The 26,124-nt window shown below is 35.8% G+C and carries 10 protein-coding genes; all 10 read right to left on the reverse strand.

The genetic code is table 11. The features are described 5' to 3' along the window. Positions 1 to 68 precede the first annotated feature (68 nt). The gene (locus tag ALGA_RS20590) at positions 69 to 3,191 is read right to left on the reverse strand and encodes a ligand-binding sensor domain-containing protein (RefSeq protein ID WP_162845502.1); all 3,123 of its coding nucleotides are present in this window, start codon (positions 3,189 to 3,191) and stop codon (positions 69 to 71) included. A gap of 115 nt (positions 3,192 to 3,306) precedes the next feature. Continuing rightward, positions 3,307 to 6,456: a sensor histidine kinase gene (locus ALGA_RS20595; protein ID WP_096432516.1), complete on the reverse strand. Its 3,150-nt coding sequence runs from the start codon at positions 6,454 to 6,456 to the stop codon at positions 3,307 to 3,309. 14 nt (positions 6,457 to 6,470) lie between these two features. Then, positions 6,471 to 7,469 carry a hypothetical protein gene (locus ALGA_RS20600; RefSeq protein WP_096432518.1) on the reverse strand — a complete coding sequence of 333 codons (999 nt, stop codon included), beginning with the start codon at positions 7,467 to 7,469 and terminating at the stop codon, positions 6,471 to 6,473. Positions 7,470 to 7,492: 23 nt separating this feature from the next. Next, on the reverse strand, positions 7,493 to 9,595 hold the full coding sequence (locus ALGA_RS20605; protein ID WP_162845503.1) for a PKD domain-containing protein: 2,103 nt from the start codon (positions 9,593 to 9,595) through the stop codon (positions 7,493 to 7,495). Positions 9,596 to 9,613: 18 nt separating this feature from the next. Beyond that, the gene (locus ALGA_RS20610; protein WP_096432522.1) at positions 9,614 to 10,534 is read right to left on the reverse strand and encodes a PorP/SprF family type IX secretion system membrane protein; all 921 of its coding nucleotides are present in this window, start codon (positions 10,532 to 10,534) and stop codon (positions 9,614 to 9,616) included. A 1-nt stretch (position 10,535) separates the two neighbouring features. Continuing rightward, complete coding sequence (locus ALGA_RS20615) at positions 10,536 to 18,977, reverse strand: gliding motility-associated C-terminal domain-containing protein (protein WP_145957692.1); 8,442 nt, start codon at positions 18,975 to 18,977, stop codon at positions 10,536 to 10,538. Positions 18,978 to 19,399: 422 nt separating this feature from the next. Then, complete coding sequence (locus ALGA_RS20620; RefSeq protein ID WP_096432526.1) at positions 19,400 to 20,662, reverse strand: ABC transporter permease; 1,263 nt, start codon at positions 20,660 to 20,662, stop codon at positions 19,400 to 19,402. A 26-nt stretch (positions 20,663 to 20,688) separates the two neighbouring features. Next, complete coding sequence (locus tag ALGA_RS20625; protein WP_096432528.1) at positions 20,689 to 21,915, reverse strand: ABC transporter permease; 1,227 nt, start codon at positions 21,913 to 21,915, stop codon at positions 20,689 to 20,691. A 399-nt stretch (positions 21,916 to 22,314) separates the two neighbouring features. Then, positions 22,315 to 22,719 carry an acyl-CoA thioesterase gene (locus ALGA_RS20630; protein WP_096432530.1) on the reverse strand — a complete coding sequence of 135 codons (405 nt, stop codon included), beginning with the start codon at positions 22,717 to 22,719 and terminating at the stop codon, positions 22,315 to 22,317. A 117-nt stretch (positions 22,720 to 22,836) separates the two neighbouring features. Beyond that, positions 22,837 to 26,100 (reverse strand): carbamoyl-phosphate synthase (glutamine-hydrolyzing) large subunit, encoded by a 3,264-nt coding sequence (carB, locus tag ALGA_RS20635; RefSeq protein WP_231706004.1) that lies wholly within the window; start codon positions 26,098 to 26,100, stop codon positions 22,837 to 22,839. Positions 26,101 to 26,124: the final 24 nt, after the last annotated feature.

The following is a 26,124-nucleotide window of genomic DNA, read 5'->3' on the forward strand; positions in this document are numbered from 1 at the left end:
GTTTGTTATTGTTTTTCAAGTTAGTATATTTATGATAAATTACACTATCATTCAGTAATAAACATTAGTTAAATTCGAATTCCCATTACTGTAATATCATCGATTTGCTCCGTTCCATTCATCCATTTTTCCATAGTGCGTTCTAAAATTGTTTTCTGCACCATCATTGGTTTCTCGTGAATTTTCAATAATACATTCTTAAATTGACGAGTTGTAAATTTCCGATCATCTTCACCTCCGAATTGATCTGGATATCCGTCAGTATATAAATAGAGCATATCTCCTGTGTTTAAGTCTATTTCACGGCTTGTAAAATCAATATTATTCTGATGATAAATCCCAATTGGCATGCGATCAGCCTTTAAGGTTGTGATTTTATTGTCGCGCACAATTAAAAGTGGGTTGAATGCCCCTGAAAAAGTTAGTCTATCTTTAGCATGATCTATTACTATTAATGATATATCCATACCATCACTAGGAGTTGTGTCGTCATGACTTTGTCTTAACGAAATGATGATATTCTTACGTAATTGATTTAAAATTTCGCTTGCGCTGGTTATTTTTTTATGGTTCACAATTTCATTTAGCATAGTAATACCCAACATACTCATAAAAGCTCCAGGGACACCATGACCAGTACAATCTGCCAAAGCTACAATTGTTTTGTCATCCACTTTAGTTAACCAATAAAAATCACCACTTACAATTGCTTTTGGTTGATTTATTATAAAACTTTCAGTAAGAACCTTCTCTAAATATTTAGCCGGAGGAATAACTGCAGCCTGAATTTTACTCGCATACTTAATACTATCTGTAATGTCTTTGTTTGCGCTTTTTATTAGATCTCTCTGCTTTTCTATCTTCTCCTTTTGTTTTACGACTTCAATTGTTCTTTCGTTAACCTTTTCCTCTAAAATATGATTTTCTCTTTTTAATTTATTTTCTCTGTTTTTAATATAGAACACTACTGATATTATCGAAAGGAATGCTAATACCAAATAGAACCATGCCTGTTTCCAGAAAGGAGTTTTAATGTGAAATTTAATATTTACAGGATATTTATTGCTAATACCATCTCCGTTTGAAGCTTCAAGAATAAAATTAAAATTACCATCACTAACACCGTGATAAATTACACTATTAGTAGTTGTGAAATCGGTCCATTTCTCATCATATCCTTCAAATAGATGACGATACTTAACTAATTCCGGTTCTTTAAAATATATTCCAACAAATTCGATGTATATTTTATATCTACCCGGCGACAATACAATCTTTTCGTTAAGTGGGACTGATTCATCATTAATTTTAATAGACTTAATCTTTAGTACTGGAGGTGATGTTACTGATTTTTCGAGTAATGGATTAAACTTTACCAAACCGCGATTGAATCCAAACCATAAATTGTCATTTTTATCGATGAAACTTGAATTAATTTGAAATTCAGCACTCTTGCTAATTCCAATATTCTCTTGGAGTCGTTTGATCTTAAAATCAGGTGTATTGATTCGACTTAATCCACCTCGATGACTTACCCATATTCTATTTTGCTTATCCACAGTTAAAGAGTAACAATAATCTGATAAGAGGCCATCATTTACAGTGAGATTTGTAATAGAATCTTCTTGGTAGATAAAAACTCCCTTCCCTAATGTGCCAATCCATACATTTCCCTTAGAATCTTCAGTGATAGAACGAATATCGGCAGACAAATCAAATTTTGTTAACTCCAAATTTTGTATAAAAGCAATTGAATTACTTAGGGTTGACATCCAAACTCGATCTTTGGAATCAATGAATATGTGATTAACGCAATTATGTGGAAGTCCGCCTTTGCTTATCGTATACCAGGAAAACTCATTCGTTGATAAATTATAATTACAAGCTCCTTTTTTAGTTGCAATCCATATCTGATCCTCGGTTCCTGTAATTGAATTAACAGAATTCTCCAGTATTCCATTGGCAATAAACTGTCGAATTAATTTATCTTCTTTGATGTTTAATCGATAGACACCATTTTTTGCTGTTCCGATCCATAAATCATTTTCATCCCTGCAATATAGAGCCGTTATTTTATCGAATGGTAAGCCCCGATAACTATCATAGAACCTAACTTCATTGTAATTTGAAACATCCCTTCGCAGCAATCCTTTGTCTGTCCCCAACCATTCGTACTTACTGTCTATTGATATGGCTGAAATTTCAGAACCGTAAGTTTCTTCGTTTGGAGAATAAAAAGTATATGCAGGATCAATTAAACGCGCCAGACCTTTCCCATATACACTAATCCATATATTTCCTTCAGAATCTTCGTAAACGAGTTTTATATTGTCACTTTGGAGGCCACTCGATGCATCAAAAGTTTTATCAAGATGAAATCCGACAGAATCTTTTGCTAATTTATGAACACCTTGACCAAATGTAGAGATCCACAAATTGGAAGATTGATCTTCAAAAATATTTTGAATACCATCCATATTTAAATCGGCACCAATTCTTGTAGTTGAAAAACCTTCTTTTGTTATGCTTAAATGATATATATTCTTATTGCCACTAAGAATATAAAACCCAGTTTCACTTTTGTCTTTGCAAATACAATTAATTCTATTTTGATTAATTTCATTTACCTCACTAACAATAACCAGTTCATTATTTTCATTGATACGGCAATACTTTAAACCATCAATAGAACCAACCAGAAGTTCATTTGCATTTATAAATTCAAATGAAAATACAGGGAAAGCACCGTCTGTGAAAACTACAGGCTCAACCGACTCGTCCTTAACTACTTGCAATAATCCGTCAGTTTGGTTTGAATACCATATATTTCCAGAGCTATGCATATGAATATCCGTCACACTACTCTTTGAGTTAGAGTTCTGAATTAATTTATGGAAACCATCTTTATTTTTAAAACTTAAATTTCCATTCATATGTCCGAACCATTCTCCTTTTGGAGTATTTAGGTTACATGAAATAAAGTTATCGGCAAGAGAATCTGATGTATTGTAATTAGTGAAATTAATTCCGTCGAAACTTGCAAGTCCATCTCCGGTTCCAATCAGTAAATACCCTTCTGAATTTTGACTTATAGAATATACATATGCTTGAGGAAGACCTTGATCGACACCATAATTAATAAATCGATTATCCTGAGCAGAGAGTATATTCTGACACAGGAAAATTATCATTATCGAAAACAATCTCTTTAATAGGTATATATGTGTTTTATTCATTCAATTATTTCTACAACATCTTTTGTGAAAACTGAAACAATTTATCAAAATATCTTTTTACTCTCTTCATTTATTGTCTATTCTCAGAATTTAAGTTAACAGGTAAAGTAAAATAGAAATATGAACCCTCGCCAGCAACAGATTCTACACCTATCTTGCCACCAAGTAATTCCACCAAACTTTTTGAAATTGCCAAGCCTAATCCTGCTCCGCGATATAATTTCTTCCAACCATCTCTAAACTCTTTTCTAAATCGTTCAAAAATAACCTCTTTTTGATTTTCTAAAATTCCAATTCCTGTATCCTTCACAAAAAACTTAACCATTCCATTTTTATGATATACAATACCAAAATCAATGGTTCCCTTTTCAGTAAATTTTATTGCATTCCCAATTAAATTTGATAAAATTTGCTTCAATCGCAACGAATCGGATTGAATGATAAGGTCTGTATGTTTTTCAATATAATTAAGGACTAAATCTTCCATTTTTAATTCCGATATTTTCTTTGCATGAACTGTATACAATTCAGTTAAAATCTCATGCAAATTACAATCTTGAGTTTTAATCTTAAGCTGTCCGGCCTCTATGCTTGAAATATCCATAATGTCATCAATCAAACACAATAAATCATTTGTATTGGATTTAAGAATAGACATATATCTGCCTTTTGAATTTGGATTTACATTAGGTTCCTGCAACATCGTTGAGAACCCAACAATGGCATTTAGAGGAGTTCTTATTTCATGAGACATATTTGATAAAAATGCTGTTTTTAAACGATCAGATTCTTCTGCTTTCTCTTTGGCCTGAATTAATTCTTTCTCTGTTCTTTTTCGCTCTTTTATTACTTCTTCTTTAGCAATAACTTCTCGGGTTTTATCATCAAGATTTTGAATTAATTTTCTTTGAATCCGACGAAGATTCTTTTCTCTGAGCACGACCATTAGATAAATCCCAAAAATAAGTCCGGCAAGAGATAATAATTGAAACCATGTTTTTTGCCATAAAGGGTATTTAATCTTTATTTTAAAACGTAAGGGTTGAATTGATTCTATCCCATTGCCATTCACTGCTTTTAAAATAAATTCATAATCTCCTGATCCAAGTTGTTTGTAATCTACTCTTCTTCTATTATCAGGTGCAGACCAATCATTCTCATAACCTTTCAATACATATTGATATTTAATGAGCTCTGGTTCATTTAAATTAATTCCTTTATATCCAATCTGAATTTTATAGTAGCCTGGTGATAGAACAAGGTTTTTATTAATTTCATATTCGTCACCATTTACCTTTAAAAATGAAAGATCTAAAGTTGGAGGAACTGCACGATTTAATTCTTTAGAAATATCATATGTATAGATTCCTTGATTGGATCCAAAGTATAAAATATTATCCTTTTCTTTTGCTGTAGAATTCTTATTAAACTCTATTGATGAATGAAGACCGGCATTTTTCTGAAGCGTTTTAATATGGTAATCAGAAAGCCGAATTTGACTTACTCCTCCTCTATGAGTAACCCACATACGCTCTTTATCACTATTCAAGGAGTAACAATAATCAGATAATAATCCGTTCCGATAATTAATATTCATTATTGAATCCTTATTTATTACATATATGCCATTTCCTTGAGTTCCAACCCAAATAAGACCATCTTTATCTTCCGCTATTGAAGTGATATTTAGAAGGCTATTGCTATTGGCTAAGTGGATGTTTGTTAATTCATCATCCTGTATATATGATAACGTATTACTTAGTGTGCCTACCCAAATACGTTTTTCATGATCTTTTAGAATGTGATTTACTGAATTATGCGGAAGTCCTTCTTCCTGCATAGTAAACCATTTTTTTTTATTTGTATCCAAATTGTATTTACAGAGTCCCTTTTGTGTTGCAATCCAAACATTTTGGTTTTCAGCGATAATAGAATTGATTGATTTCTCTAAATTCCCAAGTCGTAAAAATTGTGATTTAATAATCCCTGTTTTATAATTCAAACGATATACGCCTGATTTTTCAGTGCCTATCCAAAGTTCAGTATTTTTCCAATCAGCAATAGCAGTGATCTTGTCATTCTCCAAAGAACCATTCACATCATAGGAATGTAATACCTTATTTGATTTTAGATCAACTTTAAGAAGTTCCTGTCCTGTCCCAATCCATTTTACTTTCTCGGTAATGCATATAGAATGGATACTATTGCTGTATTTTTCTTCATCGAAATTTATGAACGAATTTGCAGAGGGAATTAATCGACTTAAACCTCCGCCATATTTACCTATCCAAATATTTCCTTCCTGATCTTCAAAAACAGATTTAACAGCATTGGTTAGCAAGCCATTGTTATCCCCGTATCTTTTCACTTCGGCAAGTTCCCTATTGTTTGAAAATTTAAGTTTAAAAACACCATTTCCTAAAGAAGCCAACCATAAATTGCCCTCTTTATCTTCAAATAAATTCTGAGCTCTCGAAAAGTCATTATTATCAGCAATTTCATCAACTTTATAATTATCAGAATCTATACTTATACGAAATAAACCATCATTTTCAGTTAGAATATAAAATTTATCGCTTTTTTCCGATCTAATTATATCTACAACTTTCCCATTAGGTATTTCAGAAATATCATTTTTTACTGCAATTTCATTGTCAGTTGTTAACTGACACAATTTAAGTCCTTCCGAGGTTCCAACTAATAGGCTGTTCTTATCAATAAATTTAAAAGTAAAAACATGGTTCTGAAAGGAATTCTGATACAATTCACCTTTTGCTGTTTTGTTTTTGAATTTTATAAAACCTTTATTTTGGCTGGCAATCCATATGTTTGCTTCAAAATCTTGCTCAATATCAACGATACTGCTCGTTTCATTAACATAGTAGTTAAAAGAAATACCATCATAGAAGCTTACCCGGCCATTCAAATGACCAAACCATAATCCTTTATCCGTTTTTAAAGCACAGGTAATGAAATTTCCACCTAGAGAATCTTGTTCGGTAAAATTCTGGAATGTATAACCATCATACTTAGATAAACCATTACCTGTGCCAATCCATAAATTACCTTTCGCATCTTGAGTAATATTATAGATATAAGCTTGAGCTAATCCATCATCAACGCTAAAGTTGATAAATTCGTTTTCTTGCGAAAAAACAAATACTGGATTGACTAAGAAAAATAGTACAATAAGTTTGATTAAAATTTTATTCTGTTTCATTCAAATAATTATTTTCAGTTCTTCCTCTTTTTACCTAATGCTTTCATTTTTATTTTTGGTGTGTACACAGGCACACCTCCAATTGGTATCGAAAAGAAAGGAAGAGCTTCTCCATACTGATTTTTAATTGAAATAACTACATTATTATTCTTTACCAATATGGTACGACGTTTAATAAATTGAATTTCCAGAGAAGAATTTTTCTCTCTATCACCAATCGGAAATTTATTTCTAATCCATTGATCTTCACTTGATAGGTCGCAAAGCATTCCGTTTTTTGCAACAGAATTAATTCGAATATAACCGTCATTATCCCAATCAAAATTGGTTACTTCTACTGAAATTGTTTTGTCATCTGCGAAAGGATAAATTTGTGAAATATCATTCATGTCATTTGAAAGTCGAAACGTATATTCATAAGTGAAAACATTCCCACCTTCAACTTCTTTATTTTCTTTTGAGTTGGTGCTCAAAAAGAAGTTGTAGAGATTTCCATCATCACCCGATTTACCTGTTACAATAACTTTGAAAACTCGACCACCAAATTTTTCTATCATTTCTCCTTCATAAGGATTAAATGGGCCAAAAGTATACCAGGCGTTATCATATTTAGTATCCTGTTCAAAATTCACAGAAGCCAAAAGATTTCCACTATCAAATTTACCAACAGGGTCTATATTCTGTGCATCTTTGTTAGACCAACACTCAAATCCTCCATATACAGAAAAATTAACTTTTGTATTGTACTCTCCTTTTTGTTCATCATTGTAACCTCCTATTTCGGGATCAAAAACTCTAAAGTAAACTGGTTCTGTATGATTTTCAGGGATTAAGAAAAAATATATTTGACAAAAATCATCATCACCCCAGGAGGTTTCCGCATCAGCCCCGAAGGTAACAAGATAAGGTATATTTTCTTCTGCTGCAGGAACAGACTGGGCATTTAGGCTTTTACTATATGATAAAAAACCATAAACAAATATACAGAAGATAATTATTTTTAATCGTGACATTCTTATTCTGGGTTTAGTAAGGCTTATTCCTTGACAACAATAAATTCTAATTTACTCGTATTTTTATTCTCTTCGTCTATTTCGGTTGTAATTTCATAGACAGCAGTGCGTAATCGGAATTTTTCAACGCCATTATCTATAAGGTAATCAGCAATTTTCTGGGCTGCTTTGCTTGCGATATCAAGACCTTGATTACTTGTGGTACTTACGTGAAATCCAATTTTTAGTTCAATCATTGGATTTGACAGTAAAATTTTTAGCAGACGATCCAAAATCGGCTTAGTCGATTTTGAAAAAGATTGATTCTCCCGCTCTATAATTGAATATTGAAATTGAGATGAGAGAGCTTGTAACTCTTTTTCAATTAATAGAATTTTTGCATTACTTTTTCTATTTGAACTCAATTCACTTCTAAGAGCCAGGGCTTTTGCCGGGTTGCTGTTTAAATCGTCTTCATTAAGTTCATTTTTAAGAGTGTTCGAAATAATAAACTGCTTTTCCTTTTCAAAAGATTCAAAGAAAGCCAAATCGAACGCCTTCAAAATACTTCTTGAATCGGGATATAGCAGAGCTAGCTTAGGTATGGAAATAATTAAATCTTCAAGTTGTTGAGTCACAATATAGTTTCCATCTGCTGATACTATATTTTTCATGTCTTTCGAGTTGTTTTCCGATTTCATCAGCATTAAAGCTGTTGGATTATTAACGATATCCAGGTTTTTCTCGACACAAACTTTTTGTATATATCCTAAACTGTCTTTTTCACTTACAACACCCAAAACTACCTTGTAAATACCTTTTTTATTGTAAGAGTGATTTTGCTTAACTCCTTCAGCAAGTATGCCATCACCAAAATCCCAAAAGTATTTTTCCAAATTAACGGAAGGTAAATTTGTTTCAGATGCAACAAAAATCACCTCTGTCTGGGTTAAAGCTTCATCAACAGAAGTTATATAAGCCTGTTCAAAATCAAGTAGTTCAAACTCATAAGTTGTTTGTCTCATGAACACCTCCCCTGTTCGTTTGTCAATAATATTTAGTTCTACAGTATACTTTCCTGGTCCATCATAACAATGTTCAGCTTCTTTTCCTTTTATCTTAATACCATCACCAAATCCCCACTCATAATACGTTTTACTGGTATCTACAGGTGTGTAATATTCATCGTAAAAAAGAAAACAATATTGATTTTCTTTAATTGTATCGCAATTAGTAAATTGAGGAAATAGAGTTTTAAAATCATAAATATCATCTCCCCCATTTCGATTACTTGAAAAATAACCTTTTTCAAAATTAAGGTCAGTAATTAAACCAAAATCATCAGATTCTGAATTAATTGGCGAATTAATATGAAGGACTTCTTCCCATTCACCATGATTCATTTTACTTGAGAAAATATCTAAGCCACCTAAACCGTTATGCCCATCAGAAGAGAAAAATAGTTCGCCGGAAGGTGAAATAAATGGAAAACTTTCATTTTTCTTAGTGTTGATTTTAGATCCCAGATTTTTGGGCGTACTCCATATATTATTAATCTTTTCACACATATAGATATCCAATCCTCCCAATCCACCTGACATATCAGATACGAAGAACAATTTTGATCCATCTTCACTTAATGAAGGCATTGTTATATGATGATCAAAACTATTGTGAGCGAAAGGTTCTGGATCACTCCAAATGTTGGCATTTAAATAGGATGTAAATAATCCAAGTTTATTATTATCATCTTTTGTATCTCGTTTTTTACTAGATACCTCATTGTTTCGTGAAAATATAATCATTGAGTCATTAGCTCCAAAGCATGCTGGCCCATCATTAAAATTGGTCATTAATTGCGTGGACAGAATTACCGGCGTTTTGCCTAAACTATCGCCCTGTGTAGGGACGTAAAACATATTAAAAAGTTCTTTGTCATCAGGAGTCGAAAAGGTCACAAAAAGATCAGTTCTTCTATTTGAGCAGAATACGATTCCATCTCTGTAATATGCTGATGAATATTCATCGTCCTGAGCAGAACAAAATGCAGTTAAATTAACCTCATAATTTGCAGACTGACTACTTACAAAAAAAGGAGAAACCAGATTAAATAGTAGTAATAGTATTACGGTAAAGAATCTATTCATCATTTGATCTTTTGTGCTTTATAGATTTCTAGGACTATGAACTTTAATAGTATATTTAAAATCATAACGAAGCATTAATTCGTGTGCTCCAAGGCTAGTTTTATTGTATATAGTTGAATTAAAATCAGCCATATAGCCTAATATGAACTGTTTGTTTAATTGAACTTGAAACATTCCTTTAAATAGTTTTCGTTCGCTATCATAAGCCGTTCCTACAGAAAATTTATCCAAATAAATTAGTCGACTCATAATAATAAAATCTGCTTCGCTTTCTTTTTGATATTTAAGCATCAGACTTGGAACCATTTTTAAGTTTTGTTGTAAATTGAATGTATAATCTCCAGTTATAATATAATTGTACTTTGAAAAATCGTTTTTGACATCATATTTATCTTTGGAGGAATTGAACGTATAGGAAAGCATATACGGAACAGAAAAACCAATATTATATTTTGCTGTTGAATAGTATGCTCCAATACTTACTTCCGGAATTAAGTAGGTTGGTGAATTGTTTTGAATTAAGTCATCATTAAGATCATTTGCCAATAATTCAGTCCAGGCAGTATTCATCATTATAAATCCACCACCTAAGCCCATTGCTAAATTCCCATTTTTCATTTTAATTCGAAAAGAGTAATTACCAATTAGACTTGTTTCGTTAGTGACGCCAATTTGATTATTAATTATGGAAATTCCCAAACCCATATTTTGCTTTCTCATTGGGGAATGAGCGGAAAATGATAGAGTTTTGGGTGCGCCTTTGAATCCAACCCATTGATTACGGTACAAAAAGCTGGCACTTAAAGCATCACCACTTCCTGCTAAAGCAGGATTTAATACGATAGGGTTAAAAATATATTGATTCGTAAATTGGGTGTTCTGCCCAAATATGAATAGAGGAACAAGAAGCCAAAATATGATGATAATCGTTTTTCTCATTCTATCTCTTTATAACTACGTATCCCTTAAACACTTTGTTTGTTTTCAATTTAATCACATAAAAATATGTGTCCATTGGGAGTTTAATACCATTTCTGTCAAGACCATTCCAATTGTTTTTATAATTTTTATCTGTGAATATTTCAACTCCTCCTCTATTAAAAATACTTAATTGAATATCGCTCAAATTATCCGATCCTCTTATAATAAAATACTCGTTTCGATCATCTCCGTTGGGTGTTATTACTGTGGGGATGAATAATTTATCTACAGCTAGTTTTATCTCATCAGAATCGTTGCAAAATTGATTCGTTTCTGTCCAGAGAAGGATGTTTTCACCTAAGCCAAGTTTATCTAAAAAAGTATTCGGCGAGAATCGATCAAATAAATTTGCATTACCACTTATAACTGTCCATTCACCAGTTCCATCTGTTGATAAAACAGCATTTAACTGAACTTGATCTGCAAATACCATATTTATATCCAGTCCTGCATTTGCAATGGGCTGTTCTTGGAAAATGATATTGACAATATCATTATCGGAACATTCTCCACTAATTTCAGTCCACATAAACTGATAGCTATCATATGCATCAACAGTGACAGTAGCATCGGGAGAATTAGCGTTTGGCGTAAATGCAACATTCCCATTTCCTGATATTTTTTGCCAAACACCCAGCCCCGCACTTGGGATCGCTGAAAGAGAGTATTCAAGTCCACATTGATCACCTCCAAAACCTGAATTAGCGATTGGTTGCTCATAAAAATTAACAATTATTTCATCGCTAGCTGTGCACGAACCATTGTCCTCAGTCCATCTAAATGAATAGGTATCATAAGCATCAACTGTGACAACACTATTTGCGGAATTTGAATTTGGCGAGAAAGAAGCATTACCACTGCCTGAGATTTTTGTCCATGTACCATTTCCAACACTAGGTGTTGCTGTTAACGAAAAGCTTAAACCACACATATTTCCTCCATTACCAATGATTGCAACTGGTTGATCGTAAAAATCAACATCAATTATTTCAGAGTCGGTACAATTCCCATTGGTTTCTGTCCACAAAAATTGATATGAACCAAAATTACTTACAGTAACAGTGCTTGCAGATAAGCTACTGTTCGGAAAGAAACTTGATGTTCCGGGTCCAGATACCTGAGTCCATTTTCCTGATCCAACACTAGGAATCGCATTAAAAATAAAATCTAAATCACATTCACCTCCCCCTGTTCCGGCATCAACAATAGGTTGCTCATAAAAATTAACAATTATTTCATCGTAATCCATGCAAGATCCGTTCGTTTCGGTCCATCTCAATTTATAGGATCCGTATATATCAGTAGTAACTATTGCTTTGGGATCATTTGCATTTGGAGAAAAGCTAATATTTCCAAGACCAGATTCTTTTGTCCATGATCCTAACCCTGAGCTTGAAATTGCTGAAAGGGTATAATCAAAAGCACATTCATCTCCACCAACTCCAGCATCAGCAACAGGTTGCTGAAAAAAACTTATACTTATATTGTCACTGTCAGTACAACCGTTACTAAGTTCCGTCCAGGTAAAGTCATATGTACCGTAAGAATCTACATTTACCGTTGCATTAGGAGTATTGGCATCAGGTAAGAACACTGCATTGCCTAATCCTCCCGTATTAGTCCATGTCCCTACTCCTACACTAGCGACTGCAGACAACGTGAAATCAAGATCACATTCATTCCCTCCTGTGCCTGCGTTAGCTGTTGGTCCAGGTATAAATGTAATCGTCATATCATCACTCACAGACGAACATCCAAGATTTCCGACAGTCTTAGTAAGCTTTATAATCCCTGATTCATCACTTCCAAAATTGTAAGTTGGATTATCGATTGTATTATCATCAAATGTTCCACTCCCACTAGTACTCCACGCAATTATTCCATTTGATGAAGTACTACCTAAAATTGCATAATTACTTCCTCCGCAGATATTATCGTCTGTACCGGCATAAGAAACAGGAGTTTGATTAAAATTAATGGTAACATCATCTGTACTTATACAGATTCCATTGGCAATTGTCCATCGATACAAATAAGTTCCGTAAGAAGTAACTGTAGCTATAGCATTTTCGGATGTGGTTGAACTGAAAATTGTAGAACTAGGTCCTGAAATCTGTGTCCATGACCCACTTCCAATTGTTGGTGCATTTGCACCTAAGCTTATGCTGCTTAATACGTCACAATAACTTTGATCACCTCCTGCACTTGCAACAGTTGGTCCTTCATAAAAATTGACAACAATATCCTCTTTGTTTGAAGTACAAGAACCATTGCTAATCGTCCATCTGTAAATGTAAGAGCCAGGTTGACTTGCCGTCGCTATTGCGTTTCCGAAATTAACATTGCTAAATATTGTTGTTCCAAGGCCCGAAACCTGAGACCAAGAACCAATACCCACCCATGGAGTATTACCCCCTAAACTTGTGCTTGAAAGATCACTACAAATATTCTGATTTACTCCAACACTAGCTAAGGATGGTGCTTGATAGTAAGTTACACTTATATCTGCCCTACTTGAAGTACAAGTTTCATTAGCAATTGTCCACCTGTAAACGTAAGTTCCGTAATTAGTTACGGTAGCAGTAGAACCTCCGGAATTAACACTGCTAAATGTGCTTGTACCAGGACCTGATAATTGCGACCAAGAGCCAGTTCCGGCTGTCGGAGTATTTCCTCCAAGACTTATACTGGTTAATGTTCCACATCGTTCTTGAATGCTCCCAACTGTAGCTGTGGTTGGAGATTCATAAAAGTTTACGCTTACATCTGCTGTTTCAGGAGTACAAGTACCATTGTTGATTGTCCAGCGGTAAACGTAAGTTCCGTAAGCAGTTGGTTTGGCAGTTGAGCTTCCTGAATTGATATTACTGAATGTTGTGGTTCCCGGACCTGATACCTGTGACCAAGTTCCCAGCATTGGAAGAGATACATTATTGCCTCCTAATGCTCCGCTTTGAGTCGTAAGAATATCAGAACTACAAATATCCTGAACGGAACCTACACTTGCTGCAGTTGGAGTTTTATAGAAATTTACCGTTAATTCCGCTCGGGTTGAGTCACAGGTTCCGTTGCCAATTGTCCACCTGTAAACGTAAGTTCCGTAATCAGTTGGGGTCGCAGTTGAGCTTCCTGAATTAATATCACTGAATGTTGTGGTATTTGTTCCCGGACCTGACTCCTGAGACCAAGTTCCCAGCATTGGAAGAGATACATTATTGCCTCCTAATGCTCCGCTTTGAGTCGTAAGAATATCAGGACTACAAATATCCTGATCGGAACCTACACTTGCAGCAGTTGGTGTTTCATAGAAATTTACCGTTAATTCCGCTCGGGTTGAATCACATGTTTCGTTGCCAATTGTCCACCTGTAAACGTAAGTTCCGTAAGCTGTTGCTGTAGCGGTTGAAGTACCAGAATTATCATTACTAAAAGTTGATGTACCAGTTCCTAATACTTGCGTCCATGAGCCAGTTCCAACCACAGGAGTATTTCCACCTAAACCTGTACTTGTTAAGGTTCCACATTGATCTTGACTGCTCCCGACTGTAGCAGTGGTTGGTGTCTGATAAAAATTCACTGTTATATCCGCTTCTGTTGAAGCACAGGTTCCGTTACCAATTGTCCACCTGTAAACGTAAGTTCCGTAATCAGTTGCAGTAGCTGTCGAACTTCCTGAATTAATATCACTGAATGTGGTTGTATTTGTTCCCGGACCAGAAAATTGCGACCATGAACCAGTTCCTGCTGTTGGAGTATTTCCACCCAAACCTAAACTTGTTAAAGTTCCGCATTGATCTTGACTGCTCCCAACTGTAGCAGTGGTTGGTGTCTGATAGAAGTTCACCGTTATATCTGCTGTGCTTGGTGTACAAGTACCATTGTTGATTGTCCACCTGTAAACGTAAGTTCCGTAATCAGTTGCAGTAGCTGTAGAACTTCCTGAATTAATATCACTGAATGTGGTTGTATTTGATCCAGGACCTGACTCCTGAGACCAAGTTCCAGTCCCAACCACAGGAGTATTTCCTCCCAAACTTGTACTTGTTAGTGTAGCGCATTGATCCTGATTGCTCCCAACTGTTGCAGTGCTAGGTGTTTCATAGAAATTTACCGTTAATTCCGCTCGGGTTGAATCACAGGTTTCGTTGCCAATTGTCCACCGGTAAATGTAAGTTCCGTAATCACTTGCTGTAGCCGCAGAACTTCCAGAATTATCATTACTAAAAGTTGATGTACCAGTTCCTAATATTTGCGACCATGAGCCAGTTCCAACCACAGGAGTATTTCCACTTAAACCTGTACTTGTTAATGTTCCACATTGATCTTGACTGCTCCCAACTGCAGCAGTGGTTGGTGTCTGATAAAAGTTCACTGTTATATCCGCTTCTGTTGAGTCACAGGTTCCGTTACCAATTATCCACCTGTAAACGTAAGTTCCGTAATCAGTTGCAGTAGCTGTAGAAATTCCTGAATTAATATCACTGAATGTGGTTGTGTTTGTTCCCGGACCAGAAAATTGCGACCATAAACCAGTTCCTGCTGTTGGAGTATTTCCACCCAAACCTAAACTTGTTAAAGTTCCGCATTGATCTTGACTGCTACCAACTGTGGCAACCGATGGTGTCTGATAAAAGTTCACCGTTATATCTGCTGTGCTTGGCGTACAAGTCCCGTTACCAATTGTCCACCGGTAAATGTAAGTCCCGTAATCACTTGCTGTAGCCGTAGAACTTCCGGAATTGATAGTACTGAATGTCGTTGTGTTTGTGCTGGGACCTGAGACTTGAGACCATATTCCAGTCCCAACCACAGCAGTATTTCCTCCAAGACTTGTACTAGTCAATGTTCCACATCGTTCTTGAATGCTCCCAACTGTAGCTGTGGTTGGAGATTCATAAAAGTTTACGCTTACATCTGCTGTTTCAGGAGTACAAGTACCATTGTTGATTGTCCAGCGGTAAACGTAAGTTCCGTAAGCAGTTGGTCTGGCTGTTGAGCTTCCTGAATTAATATTACTGAATGTTGTTGTTTCCGGACCTGATACCTGTGACCAAGTTCCCAGCATTGGAAGAGATACATTATTACCTCCTAATGCTCCGCTTTGAGTCGCAAGAATATTGGAACTACAAATATCCTGATCTGAACCTACACTTGCTGCAGTTGGAGTTTTATAGAAATTTACCGTTAATTCCGCTCGGGTTGAGTCACAGGTTCCGTTGCCAATTGTCCACCTGTAAACGTAAGTTCCGTAATCAGTTGGGGTCGCAGTTGAGCTTCCTGAATTAATATCACTGAATGTTGTGGTATTTGTTCCCGGACCTGACTCCTGAGACCAAGTTCCCAGCATTGGAAGAGATACATTATTGCCTCCTAATGCTCCGCTTTGAGTCGTAAGAATATCAGGACTACAAATATCCTGATCGGAACCTACACTTGCAGCAGTTGGTGTTTCATAGAAATTTACCGTTAATTCCGCTCGGGTTGAATCACATGTTTCGTTGCCAATTGTCCACCTGTAAACGTAAGTTCCGTAAGCTGTTGCTGTAGCGGTTGAAGTACCAGAATTATCATTACTAAAAGTTGATGTACCAGTTCCTAATACTTGCGTCCATGAGCCAGTTCCAACCACAGGAGTATTTCCACCTAAACCTGTACTTGTTAATGTTCCACATTGATCTTGACTGCTCCCGACTGTAGCAGTGGTTGGTGTCTGATAAAAATTCACTGTTATATCCGCTTCTGTTGAAGCACAGGTTCCGTTTCCAATTGTCCACCTGTAAACGTAAGTTCCGTAATCAGTTGCAGTAGCTGTAGAAATTCCTGAATTAATATCACTGAATGTGGTTGTATTTGTTCCCGGACCAGAAAATTGCGACCATGAACCAGTTCCTGCTGTTGGAGTATTTCCACCCAAACCTAAACTTGTTAAAGTTCCGCATTGATCTTGACTGCTCCCAACTGTAGCAGTGGTAGGTGTCTGATAGAAGTTCACAGTTATATCTGCTGTGCTTGGTGTACAAGTACCATTGTTGATTGTCCACCTGTAAACGTAAGTTCCGTAATCAGTTGGGGTCGCAGTTGAGCTTCCTGAATTAATATCACTGAATGTGGTTGTATTTGTTCCAGGACCTGAGACTTGAGACCAAGTTCCCAGCATTGGAAGAGATACATTATTGCCTCCTAATGCTCCACTTTGAGTCGCAAGAATATCAGAACTACAAATATCCTGATCGAAACCAACACTTGCTGCAGTTGGTTTTTCATAGAAACTTACCGTTAATTCCGCTCGGGTTGAATCACAGGTTCCATTTCCAATTGTCCACCTGTAAACGTAGGTTCCGTAATCAGTTGGGGTCGCAGTTGAGCTTCCTGAATTAATATCACTGAATGCTGTTGTGTTTGTGCCGGGACCTGAGACTTGGGACCATGTTCCTGTTCCTGCAGTTGGTTCGTTTCCACCAAGACTTGTACTTGTTAGTGTAGCACATTGATTCTGATCTTCTCCAACACTCGCGATAGATGGTATTTCATAGAAATTTATCGTTAATTCCGCTCTGGTTGAATCACAATTTCCGTTTCCAATTGTCCACCTGTAAACGTAAGTTCCATAATCAGTTGGGGTCGCAGTTGAGTTTCCTGAATTAACATCACTAAATGTTGTTGTATTTGTTCCTGGACCTGAGACTTGAGACCAAGTTCCCAGCATTGGAAGAGATACATTATTGCCTCCTAATGCTCCGCTTTGAGTCGTAATAATATCAGTACTACAAATATCCTGATCGGAACCTACACTTGCAGCAGTTGGTGTTTCATAGAAATTTACCGTTAATTCCGCTCGGGTTGAATCACATGTTTCGTTGCCAATTGTCCACCTGTAAACGTAAGTTCCGTAATCAGTTGCAGTAGCGGTTGAAGTACCAGAATTATTACTACTAAAAGTTGATGTGCCAGTTCCTGATATTTGCGACCATGAGCCAATTCCAACTACTGGTGTATTGCCACCCAAGCTTAAACTTGTAAGTACATTACAATATTCTTGATCAATCCCAACACTTGCATTTGTTGGGCTGTCGTAATAACTTACCGAAATATCTGCAGTACTAGCTGGACAAGAATCATTCCTAATAGACCACTGATATAAATACTCACCTTTTACATCAACAGTTGCAGTTGCATTACCAGAATTAATATTACTAAATGTTGCAATTCCGGGACCAGAGACTTGTGACCATGTTCCAATGCCAACCGAAGGTGTGTTTCCGCTAAGAGGTTCGCTGGTTAATGTACCACAACTATTTAATGGTCCAGCAACACTTGCAATTGTTGGTTCTTCATAAAAAACCATAATAATCGTATCTTCGGCAGAACAATTACGATTTGTAACATTTAATATAAACTCATACGTACCATATTCAGTTACTGTAATTTCTGGTTTAAAGAAAGTATAATATGTAGTCGAATCAAAGACAGCTGAACTTGGTCCAGATTCTTGCCTCCACACTGGGGTACCAACACTTGGCAATGCTGTTAAATAATCAACAAGCTTGGAACAAACTTTTTTAATTGAATCAAGCACAGCAAAAGGTGGCTGAATAAAATCAACCATAACTGTATCCGTATCAGTACATACACCATTAGTTACCTTCCATTCAAATTCATATTCCCCAATGGTTGATACTGCAACATTGGCAATAGAATCAGTATTGTTCGGACTGTATGATATTATGCTGCCGTCTTGAGGCGCTGAAATCTCACTCCATTCACCAGATCCTGTCGCGTTAAAGGTAAAATTTAAATCACAGGACTCTCCATCGAAACCAGCATCTGCAACTACATCTGCACAGGGACCCGAGGCACAAATTTGAAAATTCACGAGTTCATCATTTCCTTCGTCATATACTCTTATAAAGAGTATTTCATGCGGAGTTCTTCCTGTAAAATCGTCTGATTTAGTAATAGTGCTTGGATAACATCCAATTTCATATAAAGAAGTACAAGTTCCGCTGTAAACAATAAAGTTCAATTGTCCAATCCCGCCAGAAAGAGAATTTACCTCTATTGTTATTTCACCTGAGCTAGGAACCTTTGCCGTAAACCAAACATCGCCACCATTATAATTCCCACAACTTGGATTAGGGATTGTGCTATCAAAATCTTCACTATTTGTTGCTTCTAGATTATCATAGGATGCATATGTGCAGAGTAATTTGGTTGAAAGAGAAATTGCATCGCAAGGTAAATCATTAATAGGTACTGGAGGTGGTGAGTTGGGAAGCGTCGCTAGTTCTGAAAAAACATCATCTTTAAAATTTTCACTAGCAGATAATCGGCTAAATGTTCCCATTACAACCGATGCAAATAACAATAAAAAAAATACTACAAAGAGTAAAGGTCTTTTCATTGAATTATTAATTGAATTTCTCATCAATATTTTCTCTCGAAAATGAATGTATTAAAAATACACATAATAACCTTGGGTACACAGATCAATAATTATTATTTAAACCTAGCACATAAGTAATAAAAATGGATCTAATGAACTGTTTAATAATACAATATCATTTTACATCATACGGTTCACTATCCCTAAAGTTCGTTTAGCATGACCATTTATTCCACTAAACGCTACTTTTCTGCATTAAAAATAAAGAAAACATTCGTAACAGCAAGTCTTTGGACCTACAGGTAAATAAATTAGCTTCTGCAATCAAGATTACAGAAGCTAATTTCTTAAATAGACTGTCCATTTTTCAATTATATAATATGTGATCTCAGTTAAAGAATAATACTAAGCAATAATATAAGTTGAAAAAGATGTTTAATTTATTCATCACGGATTGCTTCAATAGGACGAACTTCCATGGCACGTTTCGCAGGTATTATGCCAGCAAAAATCCCTGCGAAAATTAAAATTACCAGAGCAATCATTGCCACATTAAAATCGACTTCTGGATTTGTGAACATGGAATTATCACCTCCACCACTCTCAAGTGCTTTATTTAAAAGTTCCAATATAATTACGCCAAAAACAAGCCCAAACCATCCTGCAATAGCTGTCAATACAACCGATTCGGTTAATATAGAACTTATTATCATTGATGGTGAAGCACCTAACGCTCTCTGTATTCCGATTTCTTTGGTTCGCTTTTTCACTATAAAAAGCATAATATTGCTTACACCAATAATACCGGCAATAAGGGTTCCAATACCAACGATCCAGATTAATCCTGCTATACCCATAAACAGATTGTTGATTTTAATAAATTCCTTTTCTACATTCTCGCTGCCAATAGCCCGATCATCGTCGGGATGAACTGAGTGACGCCTTTTAAGTAAAGCCTTAACTTTCTCTTCTACAAAGGTTGCAGTGTACTCATCTTTTGAGGTAATTGAATAATGACCTACTCTGTTCCCATAATTATATGTTTTTTGAAGAGTAGTAAAAGGAATAAAAATACATTGATCCTGCCATTCTCCCCATCCCTGATTATGCATGGATTTAAATGTTCCAACTACCTGAAAAAAAACTCCGTTCAATTTGATGTATTCCCCTATTGGATCTTCGTCTTTTTCGAACAAAACCTCAATAACCCGATCGCCAATTACAGCAACTTTCCTCGTATCATTAATGTCAACCTGATTCAAAAACCGACCATCAGTTATGGTTACCGGATCGATTAAATTTACGTCGGGAACATCACCTAGAATACTAAAAGCTCCAGTTTTCAAACCTCTTATAACATTATTATCGCCATCGCCACCACGAGCTTGAATTCTGGGTGCCAACAGTTTTACTTCAGGGATATTGTCCAAAATAGCCTTCGTATCTTGATTTGTAAAATGATACCTGCGACCCTGCTTGTATCCTTTGTAGGGTTTGCTTGTTGGTTGGGTCCAAATAAAGACTGAATTTGTTGCAAAATCCCCCATCCCATTATAAACACCATTTTCAAGTCCTTTCCCTGAACCCAGCATGATGATAAGCATGAAGATTCCCCAAAAAACGCCAAATGCTGTTAAAAAGGTTCTTAATTTATTGCTTTTAAGAGCCATGTATACTTCTGTCCATCTATCCCTATCAAACATCCTGTTATAATTTTCAGATTAGTATTTTATTCGTGAGCCAAAGCCTCTATCGGCATTACTTTAGCGGCTTTCCATGCAGGAAAAAAACCAGCCAGTAATCCGGCAAAAACCAACACTAAAGTTGCCTGTATGCCAACACTTAAATCAACCGAAGGATTCATGAAAAATTCTATTTGGGTATGTGGTGCCAGCACTTCCAAAAGTATTACCCCTAGAACCAAGCCAATATATCCGGCTGCGCTGGTAATTAGAACAGATTCTAATAATACCAAACTAACGATTGAACTTGGTGTAGCTCCTAAGGCTTTACGGATACCAATTTCCTTGGTGCGCTCTCGAACTACAATAATCATGATATTGCTTACACCTACAATCCCTGCAATAATCGTAAATACACCTATGATCCACACAAAAATTCGAATTCCGGAAAATAAGGCCATGGTTCGTTGATAGTTTTCCATATTATTATTAATCCACATAGCTCTTCTGTCTGTAATGTCAAATTTATGCCGGGAAGCAAATGATTTTCTTAATTGTTGCTCCATCGCTTGAAGAGACTCAATATCGGGTGTATTTGTCGTGAATGACATATTTGATATGCGATTTGCTCCATTGAATACTTTTTGAGCTGTCGAAATAGGAACGTATACGCGTTGTAAATCTCTTTCAGAATAATCTGTAAAAACACCAATTACCTGAAATGGAATTCCATTTATTTTCACGTATTTGCCTATGGGCTCTTCTCTTTTGAACAAGGCTTCTTCAACTACCGTGCTTATGGCTACCACCTTTCTAAAATTCTTGACATCTATATCGTTCAAGAATCGTCCTTTTAGGTTCGAAGTACTTTCTAAGGTCTCTGTATCTGGGTGAACAGCAATGATATTGTAATTAACGAATTCTGTTTTATAGGAGATTTGACTATTTCTGAAAATGCTATACCTAGAACTTATTTTATCTACATCTAAGCCGGAATCTTTTGTTTTTTGATAGTCTTCATTGGTAAATTGAATTCGTCGACCAGCTTTCATACCATTAAATGGAATACTAGTTCTGCCACTATAAATCCAAAGACTATTTACAGCATCTGCCTGAAATTGATTCAAAACACCATTTTGAAGACCATTCCCTGACCCTAATAGAATGATTAACATGAATATACCCCAGGAAACACTGAAACCTGTAAGAATAGTTCGTAGTTTGTTTTTTCGAATGGTTTCAAAAATTTCTTGCCACTTATCAAGATCAAACATGATTTCTTTATTTAGAATTTCACAACTATAATATAGACGCACGAAGCATCCTTAACGTTACAATTGTGATGTCCTAAAATTTTGGTGGTATTTAATAACTGGAGGTTTTCTTACTTGCAAGTTAAAGAAAGATTTCAAAGAAATCAATACTTACAAAAATAAAAGCTAAGCGATATATTATAGAATAAACAGATTGGATTCTTTCATCGTCTTAGTTGTTCTTTTAATCTTATTTAACGTTCATTAGGAGCTATTAACCACTGTTTGCCTTATCTTTAGGGTATAGATTAGAAATAAGAAAAAGTAGTTTTATCATAGATTTAGATTAAGGTTAAAAATTAGTTTTAAAAGGATCAGTTGGTTGCTGATTCTTTTTTTTGTGTCAAAATTCCTTTTCATCTAAACCAGATATTCAGCAAACAGTTCATCAAAAACTTCGCCTTTGGAGAGGCGTCCATTTACCAGGCATATTGTATAAACTTTCCCCTTTGCACAAAGTTTATTATCTGATAATCGATAAATGTCTTCATTAAACACCAACTTCACTCCTTCCCGCTCAATATTTAAGCGTACCTCAAATTCATCGCCACTAGTTAATGATGTTTTATAATCTATCTCAATTCTCGAAACCATAGCATCTGTTCCCTGCTCGTGTAATGCCTTAAAGTTATTTCCAATCGATTCTAAAAATTCATGTCGTGCATGCTCCAAATAATTTTGATACACAGAGTTATTCACAACTCCCTGAATGTCGCACTCGTAATCGCGGACTTTAAATACTAAAGTAAATATATAGTTCTTCATTAATTATTCGTATTTGAAAGCTTAAAGCTAAATAAATTTGATGAATAAAAAGACCTGATAGGCTTCCATTCCTATCAGGTCAATTTAAATATCTACAGCATTACAAGTAATACATTTTTACCAATCCTGCTTTTTATCTACGTAATCGCTAAAGCTTTCTATTCCTAAATCTTCTATTGATTTTTTACAGAATGAATAGATGAAGGCTGATGCCAAACGAGCATTGGTTACCAATGGAATGTTCAAGTCAATTGCAGTTCTTCTGATTAAATAATCATTATTCAACTCCGTTTTACTTAAGTTCTTTGGTATGTTAATAACCAAATCAACCTTACGCTCTTTAATTAAATTATGAGCAGTTATTGCAACATCTTCATCAGGCCAACCTACACTTTCGATGGTAACACCGTTCTCTTCCAAGAATTTTGCAGTACCTCTTGTACCATACAATTTATGTCCTCTTTCTTCGAGCATTTTAGCGCTTTTCAAAAGCTCTATTTTTGAGCGAATAGGACCACTGCTAATTAATATTGCACTCTTCGGTATTCTGTAACCAACAGATAACATGGCTTTTAGTATTGCATCGTAGTAGTCTGATCCAATACAGCCAACTTCACCTGTCGAAGACATATCTACACCCAAAACAGGATCTGCTTTCGAGAGTCTTGAAAAGGAAAATTGAGATGCTTTTATTCCAATATGCTCCAACTCAAACATTGATGGCAAATTGTTTGGAATAGGAACATCTAACATTGCTTGAGTGGCAACTTCAATAAAATTAAAGTCCATAACTTTTGATACAAACGGAAAACTTCTACTTGCACGCAGGTTACACTCGATCACTTTAATGTCATTATCTTTTGCCAGCAACTGCATATTAAATGGCCCGGTAATATTAAGTGATTTTGCTATTTTAGCTGCAATCTTACGAATTCTGCGAATGGTTTCGAAGTACAATTTTTGCGGAGGAAAAACTAAAGTAGCATCTCCGGAATGAACTCCGGCAAACTCTACGTGTTCCGATATCGCATCAATTATTATTTCACCATTTTTAGCTACACCATCGAATTCAATCTCTTTGGCTTCCTGAATAAATTCACTAACTACAACAGGATATTGCTTTGATATCAAAGCGGCTAAATCGAGGAAATGACCTAATTCATCGTGATTCGAAACCACGTTCATTGCAGCTCCTGAAAGCACGTAACTTGGTCGTATCAAAACAGGAAAGCCTACTTCATCAATAAAGTCATTAATTGCCTCTTTGCTTGTTAGCTCATTCCATCTGGGCTGATCAATCTTCAATTCATCAAGCATGGAAGAAAAAGTCTGACGATTTTCAGCTCTATCAATCGATTCTGGAGACGTTCCTAAAACTTTTACATCTGCTTTGTGCAAACGCATTGCTAAGTTCTGAGGAATCTGTCCTCCTACCGATACAATAACACCACGAGGCGATTCTAAATCGATGATATCCAATACTCTTTCGAAAGAAAGTTCATCAAAGTACAAACGATCACACACATCGTAATCAGTACTTACTGTTTCCGGATTATAATTGATCATTACAGATCGCAAACCTTCTTTATTTACTGCATTTAGTGCATTTACACTACACCAGTCAAATTCAACTGAAGACCCTATTCGATAGGCTCCTGAACCCAATACGATAACCGATTGATTATCGTCGACATAAGTGATGTCATTTTCATCACCACTATAGGTTAAATAAACGTAGTTCGTTTGTGCGGGATACTCTGCAGCAAGTGTATCAATTTGCTTCACTACAGGAACAATCCCTTTTGCTTTACGATGTTTTCTCACCTGTAATAATTCCGATTCCATATCGGTTCTTTCAGGTTTTAAAACAAATCGTGCTAACTGGAAATCAGAAAAGCCATATACTTTTGATGCCTTAAGTAACGCATCAGGTAATTCCTGTAAGTTATTGTATTTCTGAAGATCCCATTTCAATTTTGTAATGTGTTCCAGCTTACTTAGGAACCACTTATCAATTTTGGTCAGGTTATGTATTTTGTCAATCGAATATCCTTGCTCAAAAGCTTGCGCGATAGAGAAAATACGCATATCTGTTGGATGACTTAGTTCACGGTCAACATCCTCGAATTTTGAATGAACATTCCCAACAAATCCGTGCATTCCCTGGCCAATCATACGTAAACCTTTTTGAATGGCTTCCTCGAAGTTACGACCAACAGCCATTACTTCTCCTACACTCTTCATGCTGGAACCAATCTCTTTGGTTACGCCTTCAAACTTGTTTAAATCCCAACGAGGAATTTTACAAACTACGTAATCTAAAGCAGGTTCGAAACAAGCTGTTGTTGTTTTTGTTACAGCATTCTTAAGCTCGTGCAAAGCATAACCCAAACCAAGTTTAGCTGCAATGAAGGCCAAAGGATAACCTGTTGCTTTTGAAGCCAATGCAGATGATCTTGATAAACGGGCATTTACCTCAATTACACGATAATCTTCCGAATTAGGATCAAGAGCATACTGAACGTTACACTCTCCAACAACACCAAAGTGACGAATAATCTTAATTGCTAAAGATCTTAGTTTGTGGTACTCCGAATTGGTTAGTGTTTGCGAAGGAGCAATAACGATACTCTCACCCGTATGAATTCCAAGAGGATCAAAGTTTTCCATATTACAAACTGTGATACAGTTATCATATGCATCTCGTACTACTTCGTACTCTACTTCCTTCCAGCCCTTTAGAGATTCCTCAACTAATATTTGACCTGAATAGGATAAAGCATTTTCAGCCAATTTCTCCAATTCATCCATATTCGAACAAAATCCACTTCCTTGTCCTCCTAAGGTAAAGGCTGCACGAATAATAATTGGGAAACCAAGTTTTCCAGCAGCTTTTAATGCTTCAGGAACCGATCCTACAGCGAATGACTGTGGCGTTTTTACATCGATTCCTCGAAGTTCGTTGGCAAATATCTCTCTGTCTTCAGTTTTGATAATGGCCTCGATTGGAGTACCCAAAACTTGAAGGTTGTATTTCTTTAATAATCCGGCATTAAATAGTTCAACACCACAGTTTAATGCAGTTTGTCCTCCAAAAGCTAAAAGGATTCCATCAGGCTTTTCTTTTAAGATAACCTGTTCTACAAAATGAGGAGTAACCGGCAAAAAATAAATTTGATCGGCAATTCCTTTTGAAGTTTGTACGGTTGCAATATTCGGATTGATAAGTACCGTATAAATACCTTCTTCCTTCATTGCTTTTAATGCCTGAGATCCAGAATAGTCAAACTCCCCTGCTTCACCAATTTTAAGTGCTCCAGAACCCAATACCAGTACTTTCTTTATGCTGTCTTTAATCATTTTTCTTAAGATGTTAGCCATCAGCTTATCGCTTTTGGCTGTTAA

Source organism: Labilibaculum antarcticum (assembly GCF_002356295.1).
Classification (GTDB): Bacteria; Bacteroidota; Bacteroidia; order Bacteroidales; family Marinifilaceae; genus Labilibaculum; species Labilibaculum antarcticum.